The 10625-nt window shown below is 68.8% G+C and carries 11 protein-coding genes and 2 pseudogenes; 6 read left to right on the top strand and 7 right to left on the bottom strand.

From position 1 onward, the window contains the following. Positions 1-247: 247 nt before the first annotated feature. Positions 248-476 (top strand): annotated as a pseudogene (locus ACZ3TS_RS38180) (transposase); the annotation flags it as partial. Between the two features lie 41 nt (positions 477-517). Here ACZ3TS_RS38180 and ACZ3TS_RS38175 read toward each other — a convergent pair. Continuing rightward, positions 518-1231, bottom strand: coding sequence for a VOC family protein (locus ACZ3TS_RS38175; RefSeq protein ID WP_467626666.1), 714 nt, complete (start codon positions 1229-1231; stop codon positions 518-520). 572 nt (positions 1232-1803) lie between these two features. Next, complete coding sequence (locus tag ACZ3TS_RS38170) at positions 1804-2172, bottom strand: VOC family protein (protein WP_467626664.1); 369 nt, start codon at positions 2170-2172, stop codon at positions 1804-1806. A 277-nt stretch (positions 2173-2449) separates the two neighbouring features. Here ACZ3TS_RS38170 and ACZ3TS_RS38165 point away from each other — a divergent pair, with 277 nt between their 5' ends. Next, positions 2450-2758, top strand: coding sequence for a transposase (locus ACZ3TS_RS38165; protein ID WP_467626661.1), 309 nt, complete (start codon positions 2450-2452; stop codon positions 2756-2758). Here ACZ3TS_RS38165 and ACZ3TS_RS38160 read toward each other — a convergent pair. Then, a complete protein-coding gene (locus ACZ3TS_RS38160) occupies positions 2699-3307 on the bottom strand; it encodes a TetR/AcrR family transcriptional regulator (protein WP_467626658.1) in 609 nt (202 codons plus the stop codon). The genes ACZ3TS_RS38165 and ACZ3TS_RS38160 overlap by 60 nt on opposite strands. A gap of 78 nt (positions 3308-3385) precedes the next feature. On the opposite strand from ACZ3TS_RS38160, the gene ACZ3TS_RS38155 reads away from it, so the two are divergent. From ACZ3TS_RS38155 to ACZ3TS_RS38145, 3 genes are all read left to right on the top strand, one after another. Continuing rightward, a complete protein-coding gene (locus ACZ3TS_RS38155; protein ID WP_467626656.1) occupies positions 3386-4288 on the top strand; it encodes an SDR family oxidoreductase in 903 nt (300 codons plus the stop codon). Between the two features lie 628 nt (positions 4289-4916). Then, the gene (locus tag ACZ3TS_RS38150) at positions 4917-5045 is read left to right on the top strand and encodes an integrase core domain-containing protein (protein ID WP_467626669.1); all 129 of its coding nucleotides are present in this window, start codon (positions 4917-4919) and stop codon (positions 5043-5045) included. Between the two features lie 151 nt (positions 5046-5196). Then, entirely contained in the window at positions 5197-5331 is a 135-nt protein-coding gene (locus ACZ3TS_RS38145) for a hypothetical protein (RefSeq protein WP_467626653.1), read from the top strand. Between the two features lie 218 nt (positions 5332-5549). Here ACZ3TS_RS38145 and ACZ3TS_RS38140 read toward each other — a convergent pair. After that, positions 5550-5786, bottom strand: a pseudogene (locus ACZ3TS_RS38140) (transposase); the annotation flags it as partial. Positions 5787-6476: 690 nt separating this feature from the next. On the opposite strand from ACZ3TS_RS38140, the gene ACZ3TS_RS38135 reads away from it, so the two are divergent. Further along, positions 6477-6863 carry a hypothetical protein gene (locus ACZ3TS_RS38135; RefSeq protein ID WP_467626651.1) on the top strand — a complete coding sequence of 129 codons (387 nt, stop codon included), beginning with the start codon at positions 6477-6479 and terminating at the stop codon, positions 6861-6863. Positions 6864-6982: 119 nt separating this feature from the next. Here the strand turns inward: ACZ3TS_RS38135 and ACZ3TS_RS38130 are convergent, their stop codons facing one another. Genes ACZ3TS_RS38130 through ACZ3TS_RS38120 form a run of 3 tightly spaced genes read right to left on the bottom strand, consistent with a single transcriptional unit; the run spans position 6983 to position 10620 of the window. Then, positions 6983-8290 (bottom strand): MFS transporter, encoded by a 1308-nt coding sequence (locus ACZ3TS_RS38130; RefSeq protein WP_467626649.1) that lies wholly within the window; start codon positions 8288-8290, stop codon positions 6983-6985. 39 nt (positions 8291-8329) lie between these two features. Then, positions 8330-9793, bottom strand: coding sequence for an MmgE/PrpD family protein (locus tag ACZ3TS_RS38125; protein ID WP_467626646.1), 1464 nt, complete (start codon positions 9791-9793; stop codon positions 8330-8332). Next, a complete protein-coding gene (locus ACZ3TS_RS38120) occupies positions 9793-10620 on the bottom strand; it encodes a cyclase family protein (RefSeq protein WP_467626643.1) in 828 nt (275 codons plus the stop codon). Before ACZ3TS_RS38120 ends, ACZ3TS_RS38125 begins: the two co-directional genes overlap by 1 nt. Between the last annotated feature and the right edge of the window lie 5 nt (positions 10621-10625).

The raw sequence follows: 10625 nt of genomic DNA, 5'->3' as shown, positions 1-10625 counted from the left end.
GCCCCCCGGGCGAAGTGCACGCCGAGTTCCAGGAATTGCAACTCACGGCATGAATTGCTCTGCCAGACCCTGTCCGAAAAACGCGAGGCCCCTCACGACCTGTGATGAGTGCGGCGTCTCGATGTCCTTCGATATGCGGTCACGCAGCACTTCTGGCCTAGGGGAACGACCTAGGGAGCGTATTGGGTCGTGATCAATCCGCGAGTTTTGCCTGCGCGGCGGGGCCTGGACAGGTAGACCTTCTTGGGTGACTCGCGTGCAACTGACGGATGCGGAGTGGGAGTTCATCGAACCGTACCTGCCGATCGGCGAGTACGGCCCGTACCCCGAGCGGCTGCGGCAGCAGTTCGAGGGCGTGATCTGGCGGTTCAAAACGGGCGGGCAGTGGCGGGAGATGCCAACGGAGTTCGGCGCCTGGTCGACGGTCCACAACCGCTTCCGGCAGTGGCGTGACGCCGGAGTCTTTGAAGCTCTGATGGACTCTGCTGCGCAATTCGGCTGGGTGTCGGCTCCGGCTTCACCGGCGCGTGAGCACGCGGAACTCGTTCCCGTCGGGGTCGGCCAGCAGCACTGCGCCGTCCTCGCCGTGGGCGGAGTCGAGACGCTTCGCCCCGAGGGAGAGCAGGCGCTCGACCTCCGCTTGCTGATCGCCGTCCGGCGCGAGGTCGAAGTGCAGGTCCTTGCCAGGGTCCGGCATCAACGGCGGACCTCCCCACGTGATCTTCGTACCGCCGTTCGGTGACTGGATGGCGGTCTCCTCGTCCTGGTCCCAGACCAGTGGCCAGCCCAGCGCCTCGCTCCAGAAGTAGCCCACGGTCTGCGAACCATCGCAGGCGAGCGCTCCGATGAAGCCACAGCCGGCGAGGAAATGGTTGCCCGGCTCGATGACACAGAACTCGTTGCCCTCAGGGTCGGCGAGCACCACATGGGACGCGTCCGGCCCCTGGCCGACGTCGGCGTGCTGCGCGCCGAGGTCGAGCGCCCTGGCCACGGTCTCCTGCTGGTCCTCCAGGGAGGAGCTGGTCAGGTCGAAGTGCAGCCGGTTCTGGGCGGTCTTCTGCGCCTGGGAGGGACGGAAGCCGAGGCGGTAGCCGACGTCATTCCCGGACGGCAGGGCGATGCCGTCGTAAGAATCGTCGGTTCTCTCCAAGCCCAGGACGCCGGACCAGAAATGCGTCAGGCGCTCGGGTTGGTGCGCGTCGAAGGAGATTGCTGAGAGTCGGCTGCCCATTGCACCACGCATCCTCGGTCCGTCGAGTGCCAACTGTCGGCACAGCGCCATGTCAGCGCCTCGAACGAGGATCCTATGAGCGGGCCAGCCTCAGTTGCAGCCGAACGGGCTTCTACCTGCGGATCAGGGGTCCCGTGGTCATTCGTGCTGGCCACCCGGGCACTACTCCTTCTCCGCCCTCGACTCAATGAATCATCCAGTATGCCTGACTCGATCTACTTTGACAGAGAGGGGTCATCCATGACCTGTCGCATGGCCCAACGGGTCTCGTCTGCGGTGAGGTCCTTCCCGCGCAGGAGCGCTGCGAGCAGGAACGGCCAGGAGCGTGCAGGCTCAATCACATGGATCCTCTCAACGCAGGCGTAGTGGGCCCGAGCAGTGTCGGCCAGCGTAGCGATTGGCGCGGCGGTTCGAGAGCTCCGGCAAGCCGGTGGGCGAGATCGTCGCGCTTTGTACTCTCCGACACGGGTCATTGCCTCCTTGGGGCGTTGCTGACGGGGACACCCGCTGTTCTGCGGCCTGACACCACCGGCTACCTCACGCCCGTCACGGCACAAGCACCCGGAACAGCGTCACTGAGCCGGGATCGGCTGGGTGAGGTTCACCGGGTTGCCGTCGGGGTCCTGGATGTGGGCGACGCGCTGTCCCCACGGCATGTCGTTGGGGCCGCCGCGGACCGAGCCTCCCAGCGCCGTTACCCGGCCGAGCGTCTCATCGACGTCGTCGACACCGATGCTGAGCAAGATCCGCGACGCCTCCCGGTCCCCCGGGTTCGCCTTGGCCACCAGCCCGAGGTCGGTGTCGCCGATGCGCAAGCCGAGGTAGAAGACCGGGCCTTCCTCCGGCACCCGGAAGATCTCCTTGGCGCCGAACAATTTCGTATAGAAGCCGAGCAGGACGTCGTGGTCGGCAGTCAAGATCACTGGCTGGATGGTGGACATGGCACTCCTGTCGAGAACGGTCGTGTCGCTGGGTAGACGGTTCGAGGACGGTGAACTCATCGGCAAAACCGCCCTGCCAGACGATCTACACCACAGACTGCCGACCACGACCAGCACGAGCACCCCGAAACGAGGTCACGCCACCCCGCTGACCAGCCACTTCAAGATGGCGGAGCTTCATACTTCGAACTTGATCGGCGCTTCGTAGTCCAGCGGACGTGAAGGCGGCCTCGCCCTGATCCTGTGCTCCGTCACAGAGTGGATCAGCGCGAAGGCCGTGGTCGTGAGTTTGGTGCATCAGGGCGTCCTGCGGGATGCGTTCGCAGAAGTGTCACACTTCCGGTCTGACCTGTACGTGTGTCTGACCACGCGCGGCAACGCGTTGTTCGAGTTGTGCCACGCGCTGCTGTGCACGGACGGGCCTGCGGAGCTGGTTGATCTCGCGCTCGCGCCTGAACACCGTCGTGGTCACGGGGCTCTGTACGGCGGGCTCAACCAGGGGCGGATCCATCTCGAGGCGGCCGGTCTACTTCGCCGCTGCTACGCCGGGCCGGTCCGCGAGGATCTCCTGCAGTTCCGCCAGTGACGTGCGGACGAGCTGCGGCAGCTCCCACTCGCCTGTCCTGCCCGTCTTGCCGGGCTCGGCGGCGACCCAGCGGGCGTAGGCGACCTTGAAAGCGGCGATGCCTGCTTCGGCGGCCAGGCTGGCGGTCGGCTCCGGGGTGCCGCGCTCGCGCAGAGCGCCGGCCATCGCCGAGGCGAAGGCATCCAGCTTGACCAGCTCGCGTTCGCGCAGGTCGGTACTGGCGGAGACGACCGCGTTCCGCCGCCGGACGCGCTCCGGGTCCTCCTGGAAGAAGGCCCCGAAGGAGTCCAGCGCTGCCCCCACCGCGTCCATCGGCGACGCCGAGGCCGGTGCCTCCATGATGGTGCGGGTGAGCATGTCCAGCGCCATCTCGGTTCCGTAGAACAGCACTTCGCGCTTGTCGGCGAAGTGCCGGAAGAAAGTCCGCTCGGTCAGCCCCGCCGCCTCGGCGATCTCGGTGACCGTGGTCCGCTCGAAACCCTGCTCCGCATAGAGCTTCAGGGCCGCCTCCGCCAGCCGCCCTCGCGCGTTCGGCTCCCACCTACCCATGGCGCGATCCTACGTGATGACAGCCCCTGCCGTCACCTTGCTATAGTAATGACAGTTTCTGACATCAGGGAGGTTTCCATGCGAGTATTCGTCACGGGCGCATCCGGCTGGGTCGGCTCGGCCGTCGTCCCCGAACTCATAGGCGCCGGGCACCAGGTCCTCGGGCTCGCCAGGTCTGACTCCTCGGCCGAGGCCATCGCCGCCAGGGGGGCGGAGGTGCTACGCGGCGGCCTCGACGACCTGGACACCCTGCGCGCCGGAGCAGCAGAGTGTGACGGGGTCGTCCACCTGGCATTCGGCCACGACTTCTCACGGTTCGACGCCTCAGTGCAGACCGACGCGCGCGCCATCGAGGCCTTCGGCACTGCACTGGAGGGCTCCGGCAAGCCGCTGGTCATCGCAGCCGGTACGCCCGCGATCCCCGGCGAGGTGGCGACCGAGCACGACCGTCCCGAGTTCCCACCCGGCTCCCCCATGGCGGGCCGGGCCGCGAACGCCCAGGCGACTCTCGACTTGGCGTCGCGCGGCGTCCGCTCGTCCGTTGTGGGACTGCCCCGGACCGTGCACGGCGAAGGGGACCAGGGCTTCGTCTCCTGGCTGATCGCCCACGCCCGGAAAAAGGGGGCGGCAGGCTATGTCGGCGACGGCTCCAACCGCTGGCCCGCAGTGCATCTGGCGGACGCGGGCCGGCTGTTCCGGCTCGCCCTGGAGCAGGCCCCGGCGGGATCGATGCTGCACGCGGTCGGCGACGAGGGGGTGCCGATCCGCGACATCGTCGAGGTCATCGGCCGCCACCTCGACCTGCCGACGGCCTCCCATCCGGCGGAGGACTTCGGCTTCCTGGGCATGGTCCTCTCCGTCGACCAGCCGGCCTCCAGTGCGTTGACCCGCGAACTGCTCGGCTGGCGCCCGGTCGGCCCCAACCTCCTGGAGGACCTGGACAAGGGCCACTACTTCAACGCCGACTCCCGCTCCAACTGAGCCGGCCGCAGGTAGTAGCTATTCACGGGCTGGAATTGAGGCGTCGAGCCCTTCGGTCACCAAGGGTCTCCCTCCAGTTGAAGGGCGCCCGGCCAGGGTGACGTGCCGATTGTCATCGCGCATCGTCAAGCGCCCCGAGACCCCGATCGAACGCAACCAGCTCAGACGTTTGAGAGTCCGTTCCTTGCCCTGGCGCCCCGGCCTGCCAGGGCGGTGCGGACATGCCGAGGTCCACCCGTCCCATCGCTGCGGTCGGCAGACCGTACTCCGTCGGCAGCCGCATGGCCCGGAGGCGGTGGAGGAACTCGGTGCAGTGGGCGATGACGTCCTCGTCGAATATGACGGGCCAGCAGCACCTCGATCAGGGCCAGGGTGCCCGCCGCCTCCCCGTGGACGGCGCGGGCCGCGGTCCACCAGGCTTCATGGACGGGCGGTGAACTTCCCTGCAGCTTTCGCCTGTTCGAGGCGGTCGCTCCAGGGAAGGCGCTCAGCTTGCGCAGGAGTGCCTCCAGGTGTCATCCAGGACCAGGTGGGATTCGCCCCGACAATGCGAAGGCGGAGGCCCTGAACGGCACGTTCAAAGCCGAACTAGCATCAGGGACGGTGGCGGGACTTCCACGAGGTCGAGCTGGCCCTCTTCCAGTGGATCGCGTGGTACAACGGTGAACGACTCCACTCCGCCCTCGGCTACGTGCCGCCCGACGGGTACGAACAGGCGTACTGGGCACAGCCGCAGCAAGCCCCGCAGACCGCTTGATCACACGATGGCGGACTCTACGAAACTGGGGGCAGCTCACTGCGGCCTCCGAGTAGGGTCGAGTGGCCCGCTGATCCGGCCCGCCGATGTCCCGGCCTTCATCGCGTCACGCCAAGAGGCAAAGGCCACGGCCGGAGCCGCGGTCACACCGATGGCGGCCTCGTTCGGCCCCGTCAATACGCTGATGGGCGCGACGATGGGCCGTGATCTCATCTTCGGCATACTCGGTGTGAGCGCCCGAACGACTTCGCATCGCGTCGAGCTGCTGGGGACGGCTTTGACCTGAGAGTGCGGAAGGTTAGCTCTGGCCTCGATCTTTCGTGAGGGCCCGTCAGCTTTTCGGCGGACCTTTCGGTTTGCTCGGGTGGGGTTCTTGGTGTGTGCGGGTTGAGGGCCCGGCTGTCGCGTCGGGTTGGGTGCCGGGTTCCACTGCTCCGGGCTGGGTCATCTTGTCGTAGGGGCAGGTGAACCTGCTGTTCAGCCGGGGTTCGGCAGGAGTGCGAGTTATTCCAGGGCGCTGGTGATCTCGCGGGTCCAGGGCACCTGGTCGGCGAGGCGGAGGATGCGGCGTCGGCCGGCCGTGGTGAACAGGCGTAGTCGCAGGCGGCGGGGTTCCCAGAGGCGGGCCGCCTTGCCCCTCAGGGCGAACATGGGCATCCAGGCCGGCAGGTCGAGAGCGATCTGCACGATCTCCAGCCAGACGCGGTTCTGTGTGGTGTGGTGGAGGGGACGCTCGTTCAGCAGCATGCGCATGTTGCGTTCCGGGCCGGCCATCCGCCACCGGTCGGGGCGGGCCGCTTCTCGGCTGTCCGGCCCACCGGATGACAGCACGGCCGATCCTCGCCGAGATTGTGGCGTTTGCACCAGTTGTGGGCGCCCGGTCCGCGCCGGTCGCGGCGGCCCCTTCGATGACGACCGGGGCCTGTCCGAAGCGGGCGATGAGCCGGTCGAGGACGGCTTCACCAGCCAGCCCCTGTCCACGACCACCCGGTTCGCCCTCGACCGCACTCCCTCAACCTTCGCCGGCACCCGCTCCAGGCCCAGCGCCGCGACGATCTCCCGGCACGTCAGCGCCGCCTGCCGCCAGCCACGGCCTCGACAATCCGCTGATACTCCGTCGCCAGCACCGACACCTCCAGCCCTCACGCCACACCGGGACCACCGATCCGGGCACCGCCCCGCCTCCGGCGTCGGCGTCGGCGTCGGCGTCGGCGTCGGCGTCGGCGTCGGCGTCGGCGTCGGCGTCGGCTCAGTCTTCACAGGCACAGACCCAGCGGCTTCGCTGTCATCTCCCGGACCGGCGAGGACCTCGACCACCGCTTCCCGCGCGATCACGAACCGCTCCCGGGAAGCCTCCGCGTCCCGCAACTGGACAAGGACCCGCCGGCGGGGCTGGCACGAACCCCCTACCGCAGCATCCTCGTCCGGCCAGTGGAAGTCCTGTACGCCGTGAAGGAGGCCCTGCGGATCAGCGATGCGTATGAGACGCCACCACACCCGTACGTCGAGGTGCCCGCACGGGGGGGCGTGGGGCACGGCGCCACCGAGGGCGCCGCGCGGCCTCCTCGACCACGGATACGCCTCGATGACGACGGACGCGTCACGGAAGCCTGTCTCATCCCGCCGACCGCACAGAACCAGGGTGTTATCGAAGAACACCTACCTGGTCTCGTCCAGGACGCCCTGGCAGGTAGGCAGACGTACGACGCCAACCTCGCCCACCGGTGCGAACGGGCTTTCCGCGACCACGACCCGGGCATCTCGAGCCTCGCCCATTTGCCGGCGTTGGACATCGAGGAGGAGCCGAACGGTCGTTGAGCCATCGCAGTGGACCGACAGGGTGTTGGCCCGCACGGCTCGACGACTCAGCGCAGGCATCGGCTGCGCTGGCGCACCATGGCAACCTCCTCCGCCCGAGCCCGAGGAGTCGACCGGGGCTATTGCGGCCCCACGGCCAGCCCGGCCGTGCCGTCGGCCGTGGAGACCTCCCGGCGCTGCCGGTGCCTCGGCAGGACGAGCATCGAGCCGGCGCCGACCACGGCAAGGGCGGTCATCACGACGAAGCCGCTGGAGAAGCTGCCGGTGGAGTTGACGATGAAGCCCATGACCGACGGCGCGACGATGCCGGAGAGCGCGAAGGACGCGTCGGCAAAGCCTGCCGCGACGCCGGGCTGCGAGGGCACCGCATCGATGGCCGCGACCCACCAGATGCCGCCGGTGACGAAGCCGAGGCCGACACCTATCGAGATGAAGGTGACCGACACTGTGAGCGAGGGTGCGACGATGATGGGGATGAGCGCGGCGCCGGAGAGTAGGAGTGCCACGCCCATGATGGTGAGGCGGGTGCGGGGGTTGCCGGTGCGGGCGAACACCTGGTCGGTAATCACGCCGCCGAGGAGCGCGCCGACGACACCGGCGGCCCAGGGAGCTACGGTGAACAGGCCGACTGCGGTGATGCTGAGGTTGTACTGCGAGGCCAGGTACTCGGGCAGCCAGTACATGAAGCCCCAGAACATGAACCCCCAGGCGAAGTAGCCCACCGCGATGACCCACAAGTTGCGGTTGGTCAGGACCGGCCGCCATTGGACGCTGCCCCTCGAGGAGCGTTCCTCTTCCAGTTGGCCCGCGGCGATGTGTGCGCGCTCGGAGGCCGAGACCTTGCGGTGCTCGTCGGGGGTGTTCTTCAACAGGGCCCAGGCGACGGCGAACCAGAGTGCGCCGAGGGCGGCGAGGACCCAGAACATCCCGCGCCAGCCCAGGCTGTCGATCAGCTGTGTCACCAGTGGCCCGCCGATCAGCAGGGAACCGGCCACGGCGACTCCGCCGACCATCGCGAGCGCGAGGCCGCGTTCCTTCTGTGGCAGCCAGCGGCTGACCGTGCGGGTCGCCGCCGGGAAGCCCGGGCCCTCACCCGCGCCGAGGATCACCCGTGCCACGAACAGGCCGATGAACGAGCCCGAGACGGGGGTCACCGCGGTGACCACCGACCAGATGGCCACACCCACCAGCAGGATGCGCCGAGCGCCGTAGCGGTCGACGAGCGGGCCGGCGAGAAAGGCGAAGACCATGTAACCGATCGAGAAGGCGCTGCTGATCAGCCCGTACTGGGACTTGCTGATGCCGAACGCCTTGGTGAGCGGGTCGACCGCGTAGCTGATGGCGCTGCGGTCGATGTAGTTGATGACGATGAGGGCGACGATCAGTCCGAGTGTCAGCCACCGGACGTTGGAACGCGAGGAACTCATGGGTTCACCTCGGTGGAGTGATGGGGAGTCTTCGATGCGTCAGACGCCGGTCACTACCGCTGACAGCGCACGCGTCAGGCGAGTGGTGTCCGGGGCCGCGGCGATGTTCCATACCTCGTCGGCCAGGTCCTGCACGGCCTGTTCCGCTCCCGCGCCGCGGGCGTTGGCGAGGAACTTGGCGGTGAGTTCCGTGGTGTCGAGAGGGTTTTGCGGGCTCCCCCTGTTCACCATGACCCGTTCGGTCACGGTGGTTCCGTCGTCGAGTTCCGCGGTGAGCGCGGCAGGGAACTGGTGCGGAAAGACGGCGGTGCACTCCTCGTCCGCGACGCAGGTCACGCGCGCGGCGAGGTCGAGGCGTGCGGGGTCCGCCGCCGCCTCATCGGTGAAGTCCTTGTGGAACACACCGAGTCCGTGGCCCGGTTCACCGGGCCGGGCGAGTAGTCCTGCGGCTACCGTGTAGGAACCGCTGAACGCCGCGTGGTAGCCGGAGCGCGGGTGGGCCTTGTCGGCCGCCGGTTCCGCGATGGTGCGCAGCACGGGTGCGGGAACCCCGAGTGTCAGCCGCACGATGCGGTCGGGGTCGACCCCCCGGGCGCGCAGCCTCATGGCTGCGTCCAGGCCCGCGTGAGTGAAGTGGTTGCACGGGTAGGGCTTGATGAACAGCCGGGACAGTTCCCAGCGTTCGCCGAGACCCTCGGTCGTCGCGGCGACGACGGTCTTCGCGTCGAAGCGGTCACCGCAGAAGGCCTGGAAGAAGCCGAACCGGCCTTCCAGGACGGTGGGCGGGCCGGTCAGGCCGAGGCGTGCCATGTCGGCTGCGACGACGCCGGCGTGGGCGGCCCAGCCGCAGTGCACGCGTTTGACGGTCCCCCCGGTGCGGTTGGCTTCGATGATGCCGGAGCCCATGCTCGCGGCGATGCCGATCGCGGAGCAGATCCCGTCGGCATCCAGGCCGCGCAGCACGGCGGCGGCGGAGGCCGCGCCGATCGCCCCGCAGATCGCGGTCGCGTGCAGGCCCCGGTCGAAGAACACCGAGTTGCCGAGTTCGGCGTCGTACTGCGCCATCCCGAGCCGGCAGGTGATCTCGATGCCGACGGCTGCCGCGGTCAGCAGTTGTGCACCGCCGGCGCCGACCGCCTCGGCGGTGGCGAGGGCGGCGGGCAGTACCGATGCCGATGGATGCAGGACAGACGGCAGGTGGGTGTCGTCGAAGTCGAGGCTGTGTGCGAGGGTGCCGTTGACCAGCGCCGCCGACGGGGCGGGCAGCCGGGTCGACGAGCCGATGACGGTGGCGGCGGGCGTGCCACCCCACTCCTCGACTAGTTCTCTGACGGCGGCACCAGGCCGCTGGGACAGGGCGGCGAGGCTGTTGCCGAGTAGGTCGAGGAGGTGGCCGGTGACCTTGTCACGCAGCTCGGGGCGGAGTCCGCGGTCCCGGGTCGCGACGGCGAACGCCGCGAGCGACTGGGCGGGGGTGGGTGTGGCGGGGGACGCGTCGGACATCAGGCCACCACCGCGATGGGGCGGATCGGGGAGCCAGTGCCGCCGACGATCCTGAGCGGGGCGACGATGAACAGGAACTCGTGTGCGCCGGTCGAGGCGAGGCTCTCCAGGGCGAGGTGCTCCATGATGTAGATGCCGTGTTCGACCAGGAGCAGCCGGTGCACCGGCAGGACGCTGTGGCCCGCGCCCGGTGGGATCTGTTCGCACGCCGTCGTGTCGGAGCCGACGGCCCGCACGCCGCGCTCGGCGAGCCAGTCGCCCGCGTCCTCGGTGATGCCGGGGACGCCGGATTCTTTGCCCAGATAGGCGACCGGGTCGTCGAAGTGCCGGGCCCAGCCGGTGCGGACGACGGCGACATCGCCCTCGCGCGGCTCCGCGCCGCCGAGTTCCGCCGCCTTCTCCAGGTCTGCCGCGGTCACCCCGTAGCCGCCGGGGAGGGCGTCGGTGTCGAGGGCCGTCGCCACGTCCAGCAGCACACCGCGGGTCACCATCGCCGGGGTGTGCTCGGCGCCGAGCTGCGAGAACGAGCCGCCCGCCTGTGCGTCGGCCGCGTCGATCCCGCCGTGCAGCAGGCCGTTGTGGCTGACGTGGGAGAGGGCGTCGATGTGGGTTCCGACATGACCGCCGGTGATGATCACCTCGTTGGCGGCGGAGCCCCCGTCGGGGCGCACCATGTCGCCGTGTCGGCGGGCCAAGGTCATACGGAAGCCGGGGTGGTTGGGCGAGCACGGCATGCCGGTGAACAGCGGCTGACCCAGCTCGACGATGCGTGGGTGGGTGGGCAGCGCGGCGAGCAACGGGTTGGTGGTGTGCTGGACTAGCGTCATGACCT

The sequence above is a fragment of the Streptomyces sp. NPDC022910 genome, assembly GCF_055561075.1.
The sequence above is the reverse complement of the archived record's forward strand: the minus strand, read 5'-3'. Positions and strand labels throughout refer to the sequence as shown.